Origin of the sequence: Novosphingobium aromaticivorans DSM 12444, assembly GCF_000013325.1 — a bacterium.
Lineage (GTDB): Bacteria > Pseudomonadota > Alphaproteobacteria > Sphingomonadales > Sphingomonadaceae > Novosphingobium > Novosphingobium aromaticivorans.
The window spans coordinates 1,345,389-1,365,591 of sequence record NC_007794.1 but is presented as its reverse complement, the minus strand read 5'-3'; the positions used below and the strand labels follow the sequence as shown (position 1 = coordinate 1,365,591).

General features: G+C 67.3%; 23 protein-coding genes. 13 read left to right on the top strand and 10 right to left on the bottom strand.

Annotated features, from left to right (window positions below):
- Window positions 1–35 precede the first annotated feature (35 nt).
- A complete protein-coding gene (gloB, locus tag SARO_RS06610; protein WP_011444979.1) occupies window positions 36–800 on the top strand; it encodes a hydroxyacylglutathione hydrolase in 765 nt (254 codons plus the stop codon).
- 41 nt (window positions 801–841) lie between these two features.
- On the top strand, window positions 842–1,870 hold the full coding sequence (locus tag SARO_RS06605; RefSeq protein ID WP_011444978.1) for a LacI family DNA-binding transcriptional regulator: 1,029 nt from the start codon (window positions 842–844) through the stop codon (window positions 1,868–1,870).
- 189 nt (window positions 1,871–2,059) lie between these two features.
- Here SARO_RS06605 and SARO_RS06600 read toward each other — a convergent pair whose 3' ends face one another.
- From SARO_RS06600 to SARO_RS06565, 8 genes are all read right to left on the bottom strand, one after another.
- Window positions 2,060–2,614, bottom strand: coding sequence for an ATP synthase subunit B (locus SARO_RS06600; protein ID WP_011444977.1), 555 nt, complete (start codon window positions 2,612–2,614; stop codon window positions 2,060–2,062).
- Window positions 2,607–3,101: a H+-transporting two-sector ATPase subunit B/B' gene (locus SARO_RS06595; protein ID WP_011444976.1), complete on the bottom strand. Its 495-nt coding sequence runs from the start codon at window positions 3,099–3,101 to the stop codon at window positions 2,607–2,609. The genes SARO_RS06600 and SARO_RS06595 overlap by 8 nt, the downstream gene beginning before the upstream one ends.
- Before the next feature lie 74 nt (window positions 3,102–3,175).
- Window positions 3,176–3,403 (bottom strand): F0F1 ATP synthase subunit C, encoded by a 228-nt coding sequence (locus SARO_RS06590; protein WP_011444975.1) that lies wholly within the window; start codon window positions 3,401–3,403, stop codon window positions 3,176–3,178.
- A gap of 48 nt (window positions 3,404–3,451) precedes the next feature.
- Window positions 3,452–4,234, bottom strand: coding sequence for a F0F1 ATP synthase subunit A (locus tag SARO_RS06585; RefSeq protein WP_011444974.1), 783 nt, complete (start codon window positions 4,232–4,234; stop codon window positions 3,452–3,454).
- A 40-nt stretch (window positions 4,235–4,274) separates the two neighbouring features.
- Window positions 4,275–4,595 (bottom strand): AtpZ/AtpI family protein, encoded by a 321-nt coding sequence (locus SARO_RS06580; RefSeq protein WP_011444973.1) that lies wholly within the window; start codon window positions 4,593–4,595, stop codon window positions 4,275–4,277.
- A 207-nt stretch (window positions 4,596–4,802) separates the two neighbouring features.
- Window positions 4,803–5,210: a YdbL family protein gene (locus tag SARO_RS06575; protein WP_011444972.1), complete on the bottom strand. Its 408-nt coding sequence runs from the start codon at window positions 5,208–5,210 to the stop codon at window positions 4,803–4,805.
- A gap of 20 nt (window positions 5,211–5,230) precedes the next feature.
- Window positions 5,231–5,488 (bottom strand): YnbE family lipoprotein, encoded by a 258-nt coding sequence (locus SARO_RS06570; protein WP_234007412.1) that lies wholly within the window; start codon window positions 5,486–5,488, stop codon window positions 5,231–5,233.
- The gene (locus SARO_RS06565; protein WP_011444970.1) at window positions 5,485–8,715 is read right to left on the bottom strand and encodes a YdbH domain-containing protein; all 3,231 of its coding nucleotides are present in this window, start codon (window positions 8,713–8,715) and stop codon (window positions 5,485–5,487) included. Before SARO_RS06565 ends, SARO_RS06570 begins: the two co-directional genes overlap by 4 nt.
- An 85-nt stretch (window positions 8,716–8,800) precedes the next feature.
- Between SARO_RS06565 and radC the strand changes: the two genes are divergently transcribed.
- Window positions 8,801–9,538 carry a RadC family protein gene (radC, locus tag SARO_RS06560; protein WP_011444969.1) on the top strand — a complete coding sequence of 246 codons (738 nt, stop codon included), beginning with the start codon at window positions 8,801–8,803 and terminating at the stop codon, window positions 9,536–9,538.
- Between the two features lie 25 nt (window positions 9,539–9,563).
- On the opposite strand, the gene SARO_RS20580 is transcribed toward radC, so the two are convergent.
- Window positions 9,564–9,689: an entericidin A/B family lipoprotein gene (locus SARO_RS20580; protein ID WP_083760790.1), complete on the bottom strand. Its 126-nt coding sequence runs from the start codon at window positions 9,687–9,689 to the stop codon at window positions 9,564–9,566.
- Between the two features lie 170 nt (window positions 9,690–9,859).
- Here SARO_RS20580 and SARO_RS20170 point away from each other — a divergent pair, with 170 nt between their 5' ends.
- The 7 genes from SARO_RS20170 to SARO_RS06525 all read left to right on the top strand — a co-directional run bounded on the left by SARO_RS20170 (window position 9,860) and on the right by SARO_RS06525 (window position 16,284).
- Window positions 9,860–11,725, top strand: coding sequence for an acyltransferase family protein (locus SARO_RS20170; protein WP_011444968.1), 1,866 nt, complete (start codon window positions 9,860–9,862; stop codon window positions 11,723–11,725).
- A 114-nt stretch (window positions 11,726–11,839) separates the two neighbouring features.
- Entirely contained in the window at window positions 11,840–13,156 is a 1,317-nt protein-coding gene (gene purB / locus SARO_RS06550) for an adenylosuccinate lyase (protein ID WP_011444967.1), read from the top strand.
- 92 nt (window positions 13,157–13,248) lie between these two features.
- Window positions 13,249–13,578: a DUF1049 domain-containing protein gene (locus SARO_RS06545; protein WP_011444966.1), complete on the top strand. Its 330-nt coding sequence runs from the start codon at window positions 13,249–13,251 to the stop codon at window positions 13,576–13,578.
- The gene (gene pyrF, locus SARO_RS06540) at window positions 13,575–14,249 is read left to right on the top strand and encodes an orotidine-5'-phosphate decarboxylase (protein ID WP_011444965.1); all 675 of its coding nucleotides are present in this window, start codon (window positions 13,575–13,577) and stop codon (window positions 14,247–14,249) included. Before SARO_RS06545 ends, pyrF begins: the two co-directional genes overlap by 4 nt.
- A gap of 4 nt (window positions 14,250–14,253) precedes the next feature.
- Window positions 14,254–14,757 (top strand): GNAT family N-acetyltransferase, encoded by a 504-nt coding sequence (locus SARO_RS06535; RefSeq protein WP_011444964.1) that lies wholly within the window; start codon window positions 14,254–14,256, stop codon window positions 14,755–14,757.
- A gap of 69 nt (window positions 14,758–14,826) precedes the next feature.
- A complete protein-coding gene (locus tag SARO_RS06530; RefSeq protein ID WP_011444963.1) occupies window positions 14,827–15,582 on the top strand; it encodes an SIMPL domain-containing protein in 756 nt (251 codons plus the stop codon).
- A gap of 45 nt (window positions 15,583–15,627) precedes the next feature.
- Entirely contained in the window at window positions 15,628–16,284 is a 657-nt protein-coding gene (locus SARO_RS06525) for a phosphoribosylanthranilate isomerase (RefSeq protein WP_041550205.1), read from the top strand.
- A gap of 103 nt (window positions 16,285–16,387) precedes the next feature.
- On the opposite strand, the gene SARO_RS06520 is transcribed toward SARO_RS06525, so the two are convergent.
- A complete protein-coding gene (locus SARO_RS06520; protein WP_011444961.1) occupies window positions 16,388–16,945 on the bottom strand; it encodes a porin family protein in 558 nt (185 codons plus the stop codon).
- Between the two features lie 371 nt (window positions 16,946–17,316).
- Here SARO_RS06520 and trpB point away from each other — a divergent pair, with 371 nt between their 5' ends.
- Genes trpB through accD form a run of 3 tightly spaced genes read left to right on the top strand, consistent with a single transcriptional unit; the run spans window position 17,317 to window position 20,179 of the window.
- Window positions 17,317–18,531 (top strand): tryptophan synthase subunit beta, encoded by a 1,215-nt coding sequence (gene trpB / locus SARO_RS06515; protein WP_011444960.1) that lies wholly within the window; start codon window positions 17,317–17,319, stop codon window positions 18,529–18,531.
- Window positions 18,531–19,331, top strand: a complete 801-nt coding sequence (gene trpA, locus SARO_RS06510; protein ID WP_011444959.1) for a tryptophan synthase subunit alpha — start codon at window positions 18,531–18,533, stop codon at window positions 19,329–19,331. The genes trpB and trpA overlap by 1 nt, the downstream gene beginning before the upstream one ends.
- Window positions 19,328–20,179, top strand: a complete 852-nt coding sequence (gene accD / locus SARO_RS06505) for an acetyl-CoA carboxylase, carboxyltransferase subunit beta (RefSeq protein ID WP_011444958.1) — start codon at window positions 19,328–19,330, stop codon at window positions 20,177–20,179. Before trpA ends, accD begins: the two co-directional genes overlap by 4 nt.
- Window positions 20,180–20,203: the final 24 nt, after the last annotated feature.

The following is a 20,203-nucleotide window of genomic DNA, read 5'->3' as shown; positions in this document are numbered from 1 at the left end:
TTTTGCTTTGCCGGCACTGCGGCTAAGCTCGGGCCATGACGCTAGAGATCCACCAGTTCCCGTGCCTGTCCGACAACTACGGCTTCCTCGTCCACGATTCCGACAGCGGCGAGACCGCGTGCATCGACACGCCCGATGCCGAAGCCTACCTGCGCGAGGCAAACGCCAGAGGCTGGCGGATCACGCAGATCTGGAACACGCACTGGCACCCCGACCATGCGGGCGGCAACGAGGCGATCAAGGCGGCAACCGGATGCACCGTCGTCGCGCCCGAGGATGACGCCGGCAAGATCGCGGGCGTGGACCGCGCCGTCGCGCATGGCGATACCGTGCAGCTTGGCAGCTTCACCGCCGAGGTGATCGACGTCGGCGGGCATACCATGGGCCACTGCGCCTACCACCTGCCGGAAGCCTCCGTCGCGTTCGTCGGCGACGCGCTGTTCCCGCTGGGCTGCGGCCGCATGTTCGAGGGGACGCCGCCACAGTTCTGGGCCAGCCTCTCGCGCATCAAGGCCCTGCCCCCCGGGACGACGCTCTACAGCGCTCACGAATATACCCAGTCCAACGCCCGCTTCGCGCTTCACGCCGATCCCGACAATGCCGCGCTGCGCGCTTATGCGGACGGGGTCGAAGCAAGGCGCGCGCGCGGCGAATGGACCGTGCCCACGACGCTTGCCGCCGAACTCGCGGCGAACCCCTTCCTGCGCGCCGATACGCCCGGGATGGCCGCGCGCTGGGGCGGGTCTTCGCCCGTCGACACATTTGCCGCCCTGCGCGCCGCCAAGGATACTTTCCGCTGACGCCGATCCTGCTAAAGGGGTGTTGACCGGGGGAAAGCCTAATGCCGAGCGACAGGAAGATCATCCGCGTAACGTCGTTCGACGTGGCCGAAGCGGCGGGCGTCAGCCAGTCCACCGTCAGCCGCGCACTGGCAGGCGACACGTCGATCAGCGAGCCGACGCGCCAGCGCGTGATCGAAGCGGCACGCCGCCTGAACTACCAGGTGGACGAGAACGCGGCACGCCTGCGCCGGGGCCGCACCGGCACACTCGCGGTCGTGATGATCTGCCGCGAGGCGCAGGACCGCAAGGATATCAACCCGTTCTACTTCTCGCTCCTGGGCAGCACCTGCGCGGCTGCATCGGCGCGCGGATACGAAACGCTGGTCTCGTTCCAGGATGCTCCCGAAAACTTCTGGGGCCACTTCCAGGAGCGGCGCAAGGCCGATGGCATGATCGTGATCGGCACGACGACCAACACGGCGGCGTGGGACTATTTCCGCGACATGCCGGAAGGCACGCACTGGACCTGCTGGGGCTCACCCGACAACGACATGCCCTGGGTGCGCAGTGACAACCTTTCGGGCGCCACGCTGGCGACGCGCCACCTGCTGGTGCGCGGCTATCGCCAGATCGTGTGCATCGGCTCGGCCACCTCGCCCCAGCGCCAGTTCCAGGAACGGTATGAAGGCTACGCCGAGGCCATGCGCTCGGCCGGGCTCGAACCGCGCCTGCAACAGGTCGAGAGCGGCCTCGCACGCGAGGAACAGGGCCGCCGCGCGGCGATAGCGCTGGCGGAAAGCGGAGAGCAGTTCGACGCCATCTTCGCGGTCTGCGACGAGATGGCGCTGGGCGCGCTCAAGGAACTGACCGCGCGTGGCTATGCCGTGCCGGACCAGGTCGGGATCATCGGCTTCGACGGCATCCGCGCCGGCGCATGGTCGACCCCACCCCTCACCTCGATCGAACCCGATTTCCAGATGGCCGGCGGATTGCTGGTCGAACAGCTGCTGGCAAAGATCAACGGGACCGAAGGCTCGGGCCGGCGCGTGCCGGTAAGGCTGGTTATCCGGGGCTCAACACGGCCCTGAGCCGCACCGGCCGGCGGCCCCGCCGCAGAAGCCGCGCCCCTTCCCGACCCAGCCAGATTTCCACGAGAGGTGCTTCGCGCGCATTGCGGGCCGTTCGCGCGCACCCGTTCAACGCATAAACAAAAACCCCTCCCGACGTTCGCCGGAAGGGGTTTTCGTGTTCTGTAAGCCCTGAAGCGCGCTAGCGGATCAGTTCACCAGTCCGGCGATCGCACCATCGACAAGCGCCTTGTCGGCACCTGCGGAATGGTTCTTCGCGATAAGGTCGCGCGCGGCGGCAGTTGCAGCCTCGGCAGCCTTGGCGCGCAGGTCGTCGACCGCAGCGCGTTCGGCGGCAGCGATCTTGTCCGACGCCATCTTCTCGCGGCGGGAAATGACGGCAGCGGCGTCCGCTTCGGCCTTGGCGACGATGGCCGCGGCTTCGGACTTCGCGTGCTCGACCATGGCCGCCGCGTCCTTTTCGGCGTTGGCGATCTTGGCCGCGTATTCCGCGCGCAGCTTTTCGGCTTCGGCGCGCAGCACCTTGGCTTCGTCGAGCTGCTTGCGGATCGCACCGATCTGCTTGTCGAGACCGCCCACGATCGCACCCGGCACCTTCTTCACGACGAGAATCGCAAGGAAGATGAACATGGCGAGCGCGACCCAGGCACCGGGCCCGAGGCCCAGAGCCGAGGGCTCTACGTGGTGTTCGCCGCCAGCAGCCTCGTGCTCGACGACGGCAGTGGTCGCTTCGGCATTAGCCATGAGCGAGAACTCCCTTCACGGCGGCCTGCGCCTCGTCGGCAGGGATCGACAGGCCGGCAAGGCGGCTTGCGATGTCCTGCGCGGCTTCGGCGGCAACGCCTTCCACTTCACCCAGCGCGGAAGCGCGGGCAGCGGCAATGCGGGCTTCGGCGGCGGTCACGGTCTCGTCGATACGAGCCGAGGCAGCGGCGAGCGTGGCGTCGGTTGCCTTGGCCGCATCCGCCTTGGCGGCTGCGATCACGGCCTGGGCAGCGGCGCGCTGCTGGTTCGCCTGGACGCGCCATGCCTCTTCCTCGGCATCGGCGGCGGCCCGTGCGGCTTCAGCAGCGGCAAGGTCGTCGGCGATCTGCTTGTCGCGGCCGTCCATCGTGGAAACGACCTTGGGCAGCATGCCCCGGCCGATCACGAAGAAGACAATGCCGAAGAACACCAGCAGCCAGAAGACCTGGCTGGAGTAGGTGGTGGCAAGCTGTTCAATCTGAGGCATCGCGGGTGTCCGGGCGTCAGGCGGCCGGGGCGGACCCCGGCCAGCATTTCAACAATCAGTGAGCTTCGTTCGCCTTAGGCGACGAAGATCAGGATCATCGCGACGACGAACGAGAGCAGGCCCAGAAGTTCGGCGGCCGCGAAGCCGATGAACAGGCGGCCCTGCTGGCCGTCGGCAGCGCCGGGGTTGCGCAGCGCGCCTTCGAGGAACTTGGCAAACACGTTGCCAACGCCCAGCGAGGCGAGACCGGCGCCGACAGCGGCGAGACCAGCACCGAGCAGCTTTGCGCTTTCTGCGTCCATGTCAAAAACTCCCTTTTCTCAAATCCGTAAGGAAAAATGTTGCAGGTATTAGTGAAGGTTCTCGGCGTCATTCAGATAGACGCAGGTGAGCAGGGCAAAGACGTAAGCCTGGATGCCTGCCACCAGAAGTTCCAGCGCGCAGATACCGATCATCAGCAGGAAGCTGGGAACGGCGGCGAGGAAGAAGGTGCCCACACCGGCATTGGTGCCGGAGATGACGAAGCCCGAGAGCACTTCGAGCAGCACGTGCCCGGCCATCATCGCCACGAAGAGACGAAGGCCAAGGCTGAACGGACGCACCATGAACGAGATCAGCTCGATCGGGAAAATGATCGGGATCATCGGGACGGGCGTACCGTGCGGCACGAAAAGCGAGAAGAAGTGCAGGCCGTGCTTGGCAAAGCCGACGCCGAGCACGATGGCGAAGCTCATGATCGCGAGCACACCGGTGACGGTGAAATGGCTGGTCGCCGTGAACGGATGCACGCCAACGAGAGCCAGCGGCAGCAGGCCGAGCATGTTGGCGAAAAGGATGAACGCGAACAGCGAGAACACGTAAGGCAGGTACTTGCGACCAGCCTTGCCGATGTTCGCCTGAAGCAGGTTGTCGACGAAGCCGGTCAGCCCCTCGACCGCCATCTGCCAACGGCCCGGAACCAGTTCGCGCTTGGCGCCGCCGGCAACGAACACGATCAGGACGGCAGTGGTGATAGCCATCCACAGCGCAGAGTTGGTGAAAGCGATGTTGTAACCGCCAATCGACCAGTGATCGGTCCCGAAAAGGGTCTCGATCGTGAACTGGTGAACCGGATCGACCTTGCCTTCGGCCACGCGCTTAACCCCGTATCACTCGAATACAACAACAGCGCCCTTATTCGGGGCGCCGGCTCGAAATTCGGATGATGTTCCGGAACGCCACGACGACCCCCATGAACAGCATCACAAGAAGACCCCAGGGGCTCGTCCCGGCAAACTGGTCGATGACCCAGCCAATGAACGCGCCGCCAACAAGGCCGCCGATCAGCTCCGCCAGCACGCGGTTGCCCATGCGATAGTTCGCATCGGTTTCACCGCCTGCCTTTGGCCGGTTGCGCTCCTCTTCCTGCTCGCGAAGGGCTTTCAGCCGCTTGTCGAGCGCTTCGATCCGCGCGTCCTCGCCGATAGGCTCTGTCCCGGTGGGTTCGTCATTCATGCCGGTTCTCCTGCCAGTTGCCCGACCGAAAGTGCAGCACAAACGACCAATGGCCGCCGAGAGCGCCGCCCCCTTAGGCGGGGGGTAACGTCGAGTCAACCGCTACGGGCCGGTCATGATCCAGCATTCTCCGCAAAAGCGAACGCCCTCCCCCGCGGTAGCGAGGAAGGGCGGAAATGCGTTGGTGTTTCGTATGCGCTGATTCTGTCACGGGCACCGCGAATCGCGCAGCGGAGGACCGTTGCCGCGCGTCTGCCAGGACCCGTCCGGCGCCTGGTACTTTTCGCCCGGCTTGGTCTGCGCGATGAGCAGGCAACCGGAGGTGAGCGCGTATTCCTCGACCGTCGCCTTGTTGGCCTGCGCCTTTTCGGCATAGACCGCCTTGCGCTTGATGTTGATGTCCTCGACCACCGCGCGCAGCGTCGGGCTGGGCGGGACGACATAGCCCAGATAGCCGTCCATCTTCTCGCCCACCTGCCCGCCGGCGCGTGCGGCCGCATAGGCCGGATCGCGCGACTGCGCGAAGGCCGGCGCCGAAAGCGCCCCCGCGACCAGGCCGGCTGCCGCAACCGCTGCAAGTGTCCTGCGCATGGAAACCGTCTTCATCCTGACCATCCTCGAACTTTCCCGGCGCATCAGAAGATGTCCGGGTTGTTTTCGATCGTGTTGCCCGCGTCTGCCGCGAGCCGGTACACGACCTCCTGCTTGATGTTGATGTTGAGCTCTATGACGATGGGCTTGTCCGGTGCCTTGACCGAAATGCAGCCCCCCGTCGCGAGCGCCGCGACCAACGGCAGCGCCAGCAGGCAGCGCCGCCCGAATTGAGATCCGTTTCTCCCCATGCGCAAGATCGTCGCAGGGTTCGCGGATCGGGTCAATTCTGTGCTCTTCATGGCAGGTTTCCGCTTTCTGCAGGCTGAATGCTGCGCTGTTCTCCGGGCAGGACCACGACCGGCGCCCCGCCGGGCCGCACGCCGTTCCCGAACCGCTGGATGGGTCGGCCCTGCGCATCGACAAGGCCCAGCGTGCGCGGGTCCTTGATGAAGGCGGGGTCGTACATCGCCTTCACCGAAGTGATGAGCTGGTAGAACGGCGCACGGATGTTGACGTTGAACTGGATCGGCAGGTTGGCGACCTGCTTGGTGATGAAGTTGCGCTTCGTGCCCGCGCCCTGCTTGACCCCGCCGAACTTCACGTTGGTCACGATCTCGCCCTCGAGATCGCCCTCGATGGCGATGGTCATTGTGCGGTAGTCGAGCGACTTGAGCGCATCGAACGCGAAGTTCGCCATCGGAGACAGGTCCCTGTAGGTCAGCGCGCCGACGTAGGAGACATTGCCTCCCGGCGGACGGGAAACCAGCGTACCCTTCTCCAGCCGCCCGCCGTTCGCATCGAACACCAGCGGAAGCTGCCCGTCGAAAGTTCCGGTGGCGGAAAGGTTGCCCAGCTCCATCCTCTCGACGAACTTCGCCGCATCGAGACCGACGATGGTGAGCGTGTAGCGCCGCGCTTCGGCCACGCCGAGTCGCAGGTCGGTCGGCTCGAGGGTCAGCGTGCCGCCCAGGAACGGCCATCGCGCTTCATGCAGGCGCAGCACCTGGTCGGGCAGCAGCGTGAGATCGACGACGCCGTCCGCCACTTCGATCCCCGGATTGACAGAGGCGACGCGCAGCTTCTGGTGGGGGGCGGTCACCATGCCCAGAAGGTCGGTGAACTCGAGCGTGCCCGAAAGACCCTTTACCGGGCCGAAGGCTGCCGCAAGGTCCATGCTTTCAGTCCCGAAGCGCCCCTTGCTGGTCACGCCGCGCGCCGACCAGTCGATGTCGCCTTCGCCGCGCACGGTGCCCTTGACGTTGGCCACGACGCCCAGCGCCAGCCGGGTAAGGTCATCCGGCTGGAAGCCCTTGTCGAACACAAGGCCGTCGACCTTGAGGTCGGCATGGCCGGCGCCGGTTCCGAGATCGTGGCGGATCACGGTCGTCGCCACTTCGCGCCCGCTCTTCGCTTCGCGCAGCAAGGCGTTGGCGACGATGCGATTGTCGGCAAGCGCAAGCGTCGCGCCCTCGCTCCGCAATCGTTCGAAGCGTGCCGGATCGAGCCGATCGGTAAGCTCGAAGCCCACGCCGGAAAGGACAAGCGCGCCATCGGCATAGCGCCACTGCCCGGCGGCATTGCTCACGTCGAGCGGAACCGCCGCCAGCTTCGCCTCGACCCCGCCGAAGCTTCCGGTAAAGTCCTTGCCCAGCCGAGCATCGAGATCGGCAAGCTTGAGGTGGGTCGCCGTGTCGGCCGGGCCAAGCGCCACTTCCACCGCCCTGGCGGTCAGGACGCCGGGCCAGGCAAAGCCCACCGCACCCGTCTTCACGGCAAGCGACGTCTCGCCAAGCCGTCCAGTGAGTTCCAGCCCCGGTGTCCCCGCCGCGACCCGCAGGCCCGCAGCGCCGTTGCGGACGATCGCCGAGCCGCCGGGCGGACAAAGACCGAGGCGGTTGCCGTCGACCTGCATCTGGCCAAGCACCAGCCGGTCGAACCGCGCGGTCACGCAGCGCTTCCACAGCGCCAGTTCGCCGCTGGCGCCATAGGCACCGTTGAGCGGCAGGACGAGGTTCTGCACCGAACCGCCCGGTATCGCTCCGGAAAGCTGCGCGGTTCCGGAAAAGCCGAGCGATCCGTCGCCGACCTGCGCGATCATCATCTCCGGTATCGCGAGCGAGCCGCCGCCGGCGCGCCACGGCGCCATCGTCAGGCGGAAAAGCGCCTGTCCGGCACGCCCGCGCTCCATCCGGCCGACGATGCGCGGGATGCCTGCGCCGCCGGTCGCGAAGTTCCCGGCGAGGCGCGGCGGGCCATCGTCGCCGCCGGTCGCCACCTGGAAGCGCGAAAGCGTCAGCAGGGATGCCCCGCTGCCGCCGACGAGTTGCGCCTGCGGCGCCACCAGCGACAAGCCATCGCCGTTGCGGCGCAGCGCGATCTCGCCCGATAGCCTGCTGCCGCGCTCCTCGCGCAGCAGGCTCTGGCGCAATTGCGCGAGCATCGGCGCAAGCAGCGTGCCGCTCGCGCTCCGCTCTGCACTGGCAAGACCTGCGTCCAGCACCTTGCCGCGCCGCAGCCCCTCGCCCTCGAGCGCGCCGCGAAACTCCGCCTTGCGGAAGCCCTCGCGCGCCCGCACCGCGCCCTCGACACCGAGCAGGCCGATGCTCACGCCCCCGGTCTTCACGCCGCCGGCGTTGGCCTCGACCCGCCCCGTCAGCACGTTCTCGCGCCACGCGAGCCGGGTATCGAGCGCCAGGGTCTCGATCGTTGCGCCAGTAAGAGCCAGGCCCTGCCCGCGAACGGTGGCATCGCCGGCCACGCCGCCAAGCCCCTTGTCGGCACGCGCGTCGACCTGCGCCACGATGGCCCCGCTGCGCGCGCCGCCTTCGCAGGACAGGCTTTTGAGCCGCAGGGGACCAGTAAAGCCCGGACGCTCCTCGCGGATCGAGACACGGCCGAACAGGCTTGCGTCCTCGCCCGTGCAGTTGCCCCCGGAAATGCGCGGCGCGACGGCGGCCAGCGTTCCGGCGAAGCCATCGTCCAGCCGCCCGTGTCCGTCGAGCTTCAGCCCGACCTTCCCGTAGTCCGACAGGATCAGTCCGCGCCCGTCCTCGACGGCCAGGTCCAGCCTGGGCAGCGCGAAGGGCTTGTTCGGATCGCGCGGTGCGAACAGCACTTTGTCAAGCGAGCCGAAGCTGAGCTTGCCGTTCAGGTATTGCCCGTAAACCCTTGGCCGGACGAGCCGGACCGAGCCGATGGTGGGCGTACCAAGGTGATACTCGATCCCCACCAGCACGCGCTCGACAGTCAGGTCCGGGCGCTGCGGATCGCCGACGACGACGTTGCGCAGGATCTGCGTGCCGGGCCCGATGCTCTCGATTTCATAGGTCGCAGGCAGGCCGTAGCCACGGAGCTGCCCCGCGATGACGCGATCGGCAAGCTGCTCGCGGCCAAGCCACAGACCCGCTCCGGCAGCCATGACCAGCGCGAGCGCGGGCACGCCGACCCGCCTCCAGCGGACCCGTCGCCGGGGCGCGTCGGAGACAGGCGGCTCTTCCGATTCCGCCATTTCGAAACGATCTGCCATCTGCCCCCTTCTTGCGCACTCCCCCCGCTTGGGCAATGCACGGCATTGAACGCGCCAGCCCGCAAGTGGTGCCCGCAAACGTCACATGACCGATCAAACCCGACTCTTTCCTGAACAGGAACCCGGCAAGGGGACGCGAACCGATTTCGACGGAGCGGACCCCAGCGGCCATCGCGCGCGCCTGCGCAAACGGCTGATGGCCGGCGGCGAGGATGCCCTGGCCGACCATGAGGTGATCGAATACCTGCTCATGGTGGCACGGCCGCGCATCGACACCAAGCCCATCGCCCGCTCGCTCGTCCAACGTTTCGGCAGCCTTGCCGGCGTGCTCAATGCCGATCCGCAGGCGCTGGCGCTCCACCCCAACATGGGCGAGACAAGCGCCGCCGCGCTCCGGATCGTAGCGCTCGCCGCCCGCAGGCTCGCCCGCACCGTGGTGCGCGAACAGCCGATCTTGTCCAACTGGCAGGCGCTGCTCGATTACCTGCACATCGACATGGCGCACCTGACGGTGGAACGCGTGCGGGTGCTCTACCTGAATTCCCAGAACATGCTGATCCTGGACCATCTGGTCAGCGAGGGCACGCTGGACGAAAGCCCGATCTACACGCGCGAGGTCATCCGCAAGGCGATGGACGTTGGCGCCGCGGCGATGATCCTCGTCCACAACCACCCGTCAGGCTCGCCCAAGCCCAGCCGCGCCGACATCCAGGTGACCCAGAAGGTGATGGAAGCCGCGCGGCTGATGGGCATGACGGTGCACGATCACATCGTGATCGGGCGCGAGGGCCACACCTCGCTCAAGGCCCAGGGACTTATCTGACCGGCGGACCTGCCGGCCCAACCCGTCAGATCGCCTTCGAACCCGCGTCGCCCACGGACTCGATGTCGCGGCCAAGGCCCTTCACGGTGTTGCATCCGGCAAGGACCACCGACAGGCCCAGCGCGGCGATGACCAGAACCTTGCGAACCATGATTTTTTCTCCTGCCTGGGGACTCTTCCCATTGCGCTTATAACGCCGCCGCCGTTCGCGCAATCGGCGCTTCGCCTACCCGGAACGTCACGCTGCGGCGGCCGTGGGCGATTGCCTGCGACTGCACGATCAGCCATGGTCGGGACGGGACAATCGGGGCCGGGTACTTCTTGCAACATCGTCGCGAAATCGAAGGACTGCGCGCCGTTGCCGTGATCCCGGTGGTTCTCTTCCACGCGGGCGTGGGCGGGCTCTCGGGCGGCTTCGCCGGGGTCGATGTGTTCTTCGTGATCAGCGGCTACCTGATCGCTTCGACGATCCTCGACCAGACGGCGCAAGGCCGCTTCTCGCTTCGCCAGTTCTACGAAAGACGCGCCCGGCGCATCCTTCCCGCGCTCCTGCCGGTCCTCGCGGCAAGCGCGGTTCTGGCGTGGCTGCTGCTCGTCCCCGAGGACTTCCGCAAGTTCGCGCAGGCCCTGGGCGCCACCGCCACCTTCGGCGCCAATTTCCTGTTCGCCCGGCGCACCGGCTATTTCGACGACGACGAAGGCTTCCGTCCACTGCTGCACATGTGGAGCCTGTCGGTGGAGGAACAGTTCTACCTGCTGTTCCCCCTGCTCATGCTGGCATTGCGGCACATCGGGCGCGCTCGCCTGGCCTTGGCCCTCGCAGGGCTGGGCTTGCTGTCGTTCACGCTGATGCAGGCGCTGCGCCCGATCGACCCTGCGCTGTCCTTCTACATGCTGCCCACCCGCGCGTGGGAGCTTCTGGCGGGCGCGACCTGCGCCGCCCTGCCCTTGCCCGCCCGGCAGGATGGACGCCTTGCCACCGCCGGACTTGCGCTCGTCGCCGCAGGGTTCGTCGCCGCAAGCCCCGCCTCAGCGCCGGACTGGACGCTGCTCCTTCCGGTTATCGGCACCGCGCTCATCCTGCTGCACGCGGGGCCGGCGAACCTCGCCGGCCGGGCGCTCGCATGGCGCCCGCTCACCGCCATCGGCGCGGCGTCCTATGGCATATACCTTTGGCACGCCCCGCTGCTCGCGTTCCTGCGCTACGCATGGCTGGGCGAGCCGCCGCCGCTACTTCTTTCGGGAGCCATCGCGCTGGCCTTTGCACTTGGCTTCGCGTCACTGCGCCTGATCGAGATGCCCGTCCGCCAGAGCTTGGCCCTGCGCCGTCCCTCGCACCTGGCCATGGTCTGCGCGGGCGGCCTGGCCCTTGCCCTCGCGGCAGGCGCGGCAGGCCATTTCGGCCGCCTCGAACCCCGAAGCGCGACCCTGCGCAACAAGCTGGGCGGCGCGCCGTCCGCCCTCCCCTATCCCGCCAGCAGCATTCCGTCGCCCGGCAGGCCGGTTCCTTACATCCTCTATGGCGACAGCCACGCGCGCCAGTATTCCAGCGCCCTGCGCGAAGCTTTCGGCGAAGGCGCGATGCTCACCGCCTCGGGCTGCCTCGCCCTTCCCGGCATGAGCAACATGGCCGTCGCCGCCGAGGAGGCGAAGGAATGCGAAGCCCTGCCGGCCGAACTCGCCCGCCTTGTCGCCCGGCGCGGAATAGGCACTGTGGTTTGGGCACAACGCTGGGACCGAAACCTGTTCTCGTCGGGCTCACACCTCCCCCTCGGTCGCACTTCCGCCGAGGGGCGCGCGGCTTTCCTCGCCGGGCTGGATCGGCTGCGCGGCGCATTGCCGCCCGGCACCCGCATGGTCCTTGTCGGCAACGTCCCCACCGCCGCACCCGCAGGTCCGGGCATGGCGGGCGGCTACCTGCGCTGCCGCGCATACGTCAACGCGACGTGCCCCACCTCGTATCCGCGCGCGCTTGCCGAAGGCCATGCGATCAACCCGGTGCTGGCCGCCTATGCCGAGCGTCATGCGGACGTCACCTTCTTCGACCCGGCCAGCGCCCTGTGCCACGGCGGTGCGTGCGATATTCTTGTCGGCGGCGACCTCCTCTATTCCGACCACACCCATCTTACGGTGGGCGGCTCGCGCCGCGTGGTCGGCCGCATGAAGCAGGTGCTTCCGGCGCTCTGACCACTTGCGCAACGTTCATTCGGACCTGCCTTTTCCTGAACGGCATGGCCTCGCCCCTTGCGTTTGAGCGGCCTAACCCCTAGCGGCCCGGGCAAGATTTTCACGGAGTCGAACATGGTCCCCCGCTACGCCCGCCCCGCCATGACCGCGATCTGGGAGCCCGCAGCCCGCTATCGCATCTGGTTCGAGATCGAGGCCTATGCGACCGAGAAGCTCGGCGAACTCGGCGTCGTCCCGCCCAGCGGCGCGAAGGCGCTGTGGGACTGGTGGGCGACCAACCCCGCCATCGATGTCGCCGCGATCGACGCCATCGAGGCCGTGACCAAGCACGACGTCATCGCCTTCCTCGACTGGGTGGCCCAGCAGGTCGGCCCCGAAGCGCGCTTCATGCACCAGGGCATGACCAGCTCCGACGTGCTCGACACCACGCTCAGCGTCCAGCTCGCCCGCGCTTCGGACATCCTGCTGGCCGATCTTGACGCCCTGCTCGAAGCGATCAAGCGCCGCGCGTTCGAACACAAGTACACGCCGACCATCGGGCGCAGCCACGGCATCCACGCCGAACCGACGACCTTCGGCAAGAAGCTCGCCGAAGCCTATGCCGAGTTCACCCGTTGCCGCGCCCGCCTTGTCGCGGCGCGCGCCGAAGTGGCGACCTGCGCGATCTCGGGCGCGGTCGGCACCTTCGCCAACATCGATCCTTCGGTCGAGGAATACGTCGCCGAGAAGCTCGGCCTGGCGGTCGAACCGGTATCGACCCAGGTCATCCCGCGTGATCGCCACGCGATGTTCTTCGCGACGCTCGGCGTGATCGCCAGCTCGATCGAACGCCTCGCCGTCGAGGTTCGCCACCTCCAGCGCACCGAAGTGCTCGAGGCCGAGGAATACTTCTCGCCCGGCCAGAAGGGCTCGTCGGCCATGCCGCACAAGCGCAACCCGGTGCTGACCGAAAACCTCACCGGCCTTGCCCGCATGGTCCGCTCCGCCGTGACCCCCGCGCTGGAAAACGTGGCGCTGTGGCACGAGCGCGACATCTCTCACTCGTCGGTCGAACGCTTCATCGGGCCCGATGCCACGATCACGCTCGACTTCGCTCTCGCGCGGCTGACCTCGGTGGTCGACAAGCTCGTCGTCTATCCCGAGCGGATGCAGAAGAACCTCGACAAGATGGGCGGCCTCGTCCACTCGCAGCGCGTTCTCCTGGCCCTTACCCAGGCCGGTCTGGAACGCGACACCGCCTACCGCCTGGTCCAGCGCAACGCGATGAAGGTCTGGGAATCGGACGGCCAGCTCAACCTCATGGAACTGCTCAAGGCCGATCCCGAAGTCGCCGCCGCGCTGACGAAGGAACAGATCGAGGAGAAGTTCAACCTCGACTACCACTTCAAGGCGATCGACACGATCTTCGACCGCGTCTTCGGCCAGGCCTGAAACGGACCGGGCGCGCAAAGCGGGGGGACTCGCCAAGCGCGCTGGCCTGCCCTAGCATTGCGGCGAAACGGGCGGGTCACGGAGCGGAAGGCATGAGGATGCTGCGCACGATTTTCTGGGTGCTGGTCATTGCCGCGCTCGCGGGGTTCACCGCCGCGAACTGGCAACCGGTCGAAGTCCGCATATGGGAAGGCCTGCTTCTTGAAACGAAGCTGCCCGCGCTGGTCATCGCCGCGTTCCTGCTGGGGCTGGTCCCCACCTGGCTGCTCTACCGCGCCACGCGCTGGCGGCTGCTGCGCCGGATCACCAATCTCGAAGCGTCGCTGACCACCCGGTCGGCGCCGTCCCTCTCCACCACCAACCTCGAAGCCGCGAGCCCAGACGCTGCGAGGGGGCAGAACCTCAAGAGCGATACCCCGTGAGCAACCCGATCTACCTCGCCCTCGACCTTCCCCGCCTCGACGCGGCCGTCGCGCTCGCCCAGAAGGTCAAGGGCCATGTCGGAGGCCTCAAGCTCGGCCTCGAATTCTTCTGCGCCCATGGCCACCACGGCGTCCACGAAGTCGCCAAGGTCGGCCTGCCGATCTTCCTCGACCTGAAACTGCACGACATTCCCAACACCGTCGCGGGCGCCATGCAGTCGATCCACGTCCTCGAGCCCGCCATCGTCACCATTCACGCCGGTGGTGGCCGCGCGATGATGGAAGACGCCAAGGCCGCCGCGGGCGAGCATACCAAGGTCGTCGCAGTCACCGTCCTCACCAGCCTCGACGATGCCGACATGAGCACGATGGGCGTCGGCGGCTCTGCCTACGACCAGGCCATACGCCTTGCCGACCTGGCCCAGGAGGCCGGGCTCGACGGTATCGTCTGTTCCGGCCACGAAGTCGGCGCGATCCACAAGCGCTGGAAGAACGGCTTCTTCGTCGTGCCGGGCCTGCGCCCCGCCGAAGGCAAGCTGGGCGACCAGAAGCGTGCCGTCACGCCGCGCGCCGCGCGCGATGCGGGGGCCAGCGTTCTCGTCATCGGCCGGCCGATCAGCCGCGCCGAAGATCCGGTCGCTGCGGCCCGCGCGATCGAAGCCACGCTCTGATCGCGTGATCCGGTTCCGGCTTGCACGTCTGGCCGATGTGCCGCGCCTGCGCGCACTGGTCGAAGCCAGCTATCGCGGGGACACATCGCGGCAGGGCTGGACGACCGAGGCCGATCTCCTCGACGACGAACGGACGAGCGACGCTGAACTTGCCGCCACGATCCAGTCGCCAGCCAGCCGCGTCCTGGTGGCCGAAATCGAAGGCAAGCTGGCCGGCACTGTCACCATCACCGATCTCGGGAACGAGCGCGCCTATCTCGGCATGCTCTGCGTCGATCCCGCGCTTCAGGCGGGAGGGCTCGGGCGCGCGCTCATCGCCGATGCAGAGGACACCGCCGTCGAGGCTTTCGGCGCGCGGGTCATGGAAATGACCGTGATCGACGCCCGCCCTGAACTCGTCGCCTGGTACGAACGGCGCGGCTACATCCGGACGGACGAAGTCCGGCCCTTCGCGTTGCCCGGCGACTATCCCTTCGCCATGTTCGTCCTGGAACGATCGCTGCGCTGAACGGTTCATCGCACCGTAACGTCGGCCCGGCCACACCCGGGACATGACAACAACGGGAGCTGAACTCCGATGAAGCGCACTTTCCTCCTCGCCGCCGCAGCCGCGAGCCTTTTCCCGCTCGCCGCGAGCGCGCAGCAGGTTTCCTCGGGCCCGGTCGTCGCCGCCGGCAACACGCTGCTCAGCATCGCGGCAGAGGGCAAGTCGGCCCGCGCGCCCGATCTCGCCGTCTTCAATGCCGGCGTCACCACCCAGGCGAAGACCGCGGGCGCCGCGCTTTCCGAAAATGCCGATCGGATGAACGCGGTCATCGCCGCACTCAAGAAGGCAGGCATCGCCGAGCGCGACATCCAGACCAGCAACCTCTCGGTCAATCCGGTCTACGGCCAGCCGCGCCGCCTGCCCGATGGCTCCTTCGAACAGCAGGACCCGGTCATCATCGGCTACCAGGCGACGAACCAGGTCTCGGTGCGCCAGCGCAAGCTCGACCAGTACGGCAAGGTGATCGACACTCTCGTCGCGGCCGGTGCCAACCAGGTCCACGGCCCCAGCTTCCAGATCGACAGCCCCGACGGCGCGATGGACGAAGCGCGGATCGAGGCAATGAAGAAGGCGCGCGCGCGCGCAGACCTCTATGCCAAGGCGGCGGGCCTGCGCGTCGTGCGCATCCTCTCGATCAGCGAGAATGCAGGCTGGGCGCCGCCCCAGCCGCCCATCGTCTTCGCTCGCGCCGAGATGATGTCCGCTCCCAAGGCCCCCTCGCCGGTCGCCGCTGGCGAACTCGAAATGACGGTGACGGTGAACGTCTCCTACGAACTGGCCCCCTGAGGCCAAATTGACATGAGCGGCGCGTTGCCTCTAACGCGCCGCTCCATGAACGACACGCGCCCCGCATCGGCCATCAAGATCTGCGGCGTCACCACGCGTGATGCGCTGGACGCGGCGATCCACGCGCGCGCCACCCACGTCGGGTTCAACTTCTTCCCCCCCTCCCCGCGCTTCCTGCACCTCGGGCAGGCGCCGGCGCTTGCCGCGCAGGCCGAAGGACACCTCGTTCGCGTCGGGGTTTTCGTCGATGCCGCCGACGATGCCATTGCCGATGCCGTCGCCGCCGCCCGGCTCGACGCGATCCAGCTTCACGGCAAGGAAGACCCGGCCCGCGCCGCCCAGCTTCGCGCCCGCTTCGGCAAGCCGGTGTGGAAGGTCATGTCCGTCGCCGGCCCCGACGACATCGCCAGGGCGGACCTGTACGCCGGCACGGCCGATTTCATCCTGTTCGATGCCAAGACGCCCAAGGGCGCGGCGCTTCCGGGCGGGCTCGGCCTCGCCTTCGACTGGAACCTGCTGCGCGCCTATCGCGGCCCGCTGCCGTGGGGTCTTGCCGGGGGCCTCTCGCCCGCCAACGTGGCCGAGGCCGTGCGCGGCACCGGGGCATCGCTGGTCGACGTCTCGTCCGGCGTCGAAAGTGCGCCCGGAGTGAAGGACGCCGAACTCATCCGCGCCTTCTGCCTGAACGCCCGCGGCGCCTGACGCCGGGCAGCGGCAGCATCCTGAACGAAAACGGGCGGCCTCCCGAAGGAGACCGCCCGCATCCTGTTCGCTTTCACGGGGCCTTGCGACCCCGTGCGCCGGCTCAGAAGCCGTAGACGAGCGAAACGGCAGCCTGGTTGTTGTTCAGGCCGGTCGAACCGTTTTCGCCGTAGTAGTGGGTGTGGTTGTATTCAACGCGCACGCCCAGCTTTTCGGTCAGGTCAGCCTGGAGGCCGAGACCGAGGCGCAGGCCGTCAGCCGAATCCGAGTACTCGGTGCCGTCGACGGTCAGGGTGCCACGGCCACGCTGGTAGCCGACGCGGCCGTACAGGGCGGTCGAGTCGCTGGGACGGAAGCCGAGCAGGGCCGAACCACCGAACGCGTAGTCGGCTTCGAGGCTGTCGGTGTCGTCGCCGATCTTGGCGGTCGCGAGGTCGAAGTTGGCTTCGACGCCAGCATAGACCGACGAGGTCAGGTCGAAGTTGTAGCCGGCGAACACGGTGCCACCAACGCCGTTGATGCCAACGCCTTCGTCGTCACCCGACGAAGCGAGGTTGTCGTGGGTCACGCCAACGCCGACGTAGGCACCGGCGTCGCCAGCGGCGAGAGCGGGGGTCGCGGCAACGAGCGAAGCGGCGAGAGAGAGAAGAACCAGACGCATGTTTTTATACTCCTGACATTGGCCCCTTCTTTGATGGGGGCGAGGCGGCAGGTAGTATTCGACCAATCTGGAGACAATGACGAAAATCACAAACTTTTCAGAACGATCCAAGATTGTGACCAAAACGCAACATTCGTGTTGCTAACAATTATGGCTCGTCTGCAAATCAACTGAACCGTTACTTGCGCACAAAAAGGCGACCCCTTTCGGAGCCGCCTTCATGACGTAGCGGGACTGCAAATAGTCCCCGCAGCTTTCGCCAGGATGAACGGCGCGTGCAGCTTTCCGCAATGCAGCATGGGCCCTCTGCCCCAAAGGGCCGGCTTTTGCAAATCTGGACAAGCGGCGCGCCCTCTGCCAAGCGCCGCAACATGACCGCCCAGACTCCCAACAGCTTCCGCAACCTGCCCGACGAGCGCGGCCACTTCGGCCAGTTCGGCGGTCGCTACGTCGCCGAAACGCTGATGCCGCTGATCCTCGATCTCGAACGCGAGTACAACGCCGCGAAAGCCGACCCGGCGTTCAAGGCCGAGTTCGACGACCTCCTGGAACACTATGTCGGCCGCCCGAGCCCGCTCTACTTCGCGCCGCGGCTGACCGAGGAGCTGGGCGGAGCACAGGTCTGGTTCAAGCGCGACGAGCTGAACCACACCGGCGCGCACAAGATCAACAACTGCATCGGCCAGATCCTGCTCGCCATGCGCATGGGCAAGACCAGGATCATCGCCGAGACCGGCGCGGGCCAGCACGGCGTGGCCACCGCCACCGTCTGCGCGCGCTTCGGCCTGCCCTGCGTGATCTTCATGGGTGCGACCGACGTTGCCCGCCAGGCGCCCAACGTGTTCCGCATGAAGCTGCTCGGCGCCGAAGTCGTGCCGGTCACGGCGGGCGCGGGCACGCTGAAGGACGCGATGAACGAGGCGCTGCGCGACTGGGTCGCCAACGTCCACAACACTTTCTACATCATCGGCACCGCCGCGGGCCCGCACCCCTATCCGGAACTGGTCCGCGACTTCCAGAGCGTGATCGGCAAGGAAGCGCGCGCGCAGATGCTCTCCCGCACCGGCCGCCTGCCCGACCTTCTGGTCGCGGCGATCGGCGGCGGCTCCAACGCCATCGGCCTGTTCCACCCCTTCCTCGACGACCCGAGCGTCAGGATGCTGGGCGTGGAGGCCGCCGGCCACGGCCTCGACAAGGAGCACGCCGCCAGCCTCGCGGGCGGACGCCCCGGCATCCTCCACGGCAACAAGACCTACCTGCTGCAGGACGAGGACGGCCAGATCACCGAAGGTCACTCGATCTCGGCTGGCCTCGACTATCCCGGCATCGGCCCGGAACACGCCTGGCTGAAGGAAATCGGCCGCGTCGACTACACCTCGGTCACCGATACCGAGGCGCTCGACGCCTTCCAGCTCCTGTGCCGCACCGAAGGCATCATCCCCGCGCTCGAACCGGCCCATGCCATCGCGGCGGTCAAGAAGGTCGCCCCGACCATGGGCAAGGACGAAATCATCCTCGCCAACCTATGCGGCCGTGGCGACAAGGACATCTTCTCGGTGGCCGAACATCTGGGGGTGTCGCTCTGATGACCCGTCTTTCCAACGCCTTCGCCAAGGGCCGCCCCGCCCTCGTCACGTTCGTCACCGGCGGCGATCCCACGCCAGGCGCCACGGATGCGATCCTCGACGCGCTCGTCGAAGGCGGCGCCGACGTGATCGAGCTGGGCATGCCCTTCACCGATCCCATGGCCGATGGCCCCGCGATCCAGCTCGCCAACCTTCGCAGCCTCGGCGCCGGCACGAAGACGGCCGACGTTTTCCGCATCGCCGCCGATTTCCGCGCACGTCATCCGGAAGTGCCGCTGGTGCTGATGGGCTATGCCAATCCCATGGTCACGCGCGGACCCGACTGGTTCGCCGCCGAATGCGTGAAGGCCGGGGTCGATGGCGTGATCTGCGTCGACATCCCGCCCGAGGAAGACCCGGAACTCGGCCCCGCCCTGCGCGGCGCGGGCGTCTCGCTGATCCGCCTCGCCACGCCGACGACCGATGCGGCGCGGCTCCCCGCCGTGCTCGAAGGCTCGTCCGGGTTCCTCTACTACGTCTCGGTCGCAGGCATCACCGGCATGCAGCAGGCGGCACAGGCCTCGATCGAAGAGGCGGTTGCCCGCATCAAGCAGTCCGCCACGATCCCGGTCGCGGTCGGCTTCGGTGTGCGCACGCCCGAACAGGCTGCCGCAATCGCCAAGGTGGCCGATGGCGTCGTCGTTGGCTCGGCACTGGTCGATCTGGTCGCCCGGCATGGCGCCGATGCGGCAGGTCCGGTGAAGGAACTTACCGCCGCGCTTGCCGCTGCCGTCCACTCTGCCCGCAAGGAAATCGCATGAGCTGGCTCAACAAGGTCCGCAACGCCCTCCCCTTCACGCCGAAGCGGGACACGCCGGACAACCTGTGGATCAAGTGCCCTTCGTGCAGCGAGATGCTGTTCACCAAGGAGTACGAGGACAATCTCTCGGTCTGCCCGCACTGCGACCATCACGGTCGCATCGGTGCCAACGCACGGCTCGAACAGCTGCTCGATGCCGGGTACGAGCTGCTTCCCGCCCCCAAGGTCAAGGAAGACCCGCTCAAGTTCCGCGACACCAAGAAGTACGTCGACCGCATCAAGGCGGCCCGCGCCGCAAACCCCCATCCCGATGCGCTGACCAATGCCTTCGGCCGCATCGAAGGCCAGAAGGCTGTCGTCGGCGTGCAGGAATTTGCCTTCATGGGCGGTTCCATGGGCATGGCGGTCGGCAATGCCTTCGTTGCCGGCACCGAGCGGGCGATCAAGGAAAAGTGCCCCTACGTTGCCGTCACCGCCGCTGGCGGCGCGCGCATGCAGGAGGGCATCCTCAGCCTCATGCAGATGCCGCGCTCGACGGTCGCGATCTCGCGTCTCCATGCCGCTGGCCTGCCCTACATCGTCGTGCTGACCGATCCCACCACGGGCGGCGTCACGGCCAGCTATGCCATGCTGGGCGACGTCCAGATCGCGGAACCCGGCGCGCTCATCGGCTTTGCCGGCCAGCGCGTCATCCAGGACACGATCCGCGAAAAGCTGCCCGAAGGCTTCCAGCGCGCCGAGTACCTCCACGCTCATGGCATGATCGACATGGTCACCCACCGCCGCGACCTCAAGACCACCCTGGCGCAGGTCATCGACTTCCTCATGGCGGGCAAGGCGGCGGCGTGAGCGCCATCCTCCCCGCTCCGGAGA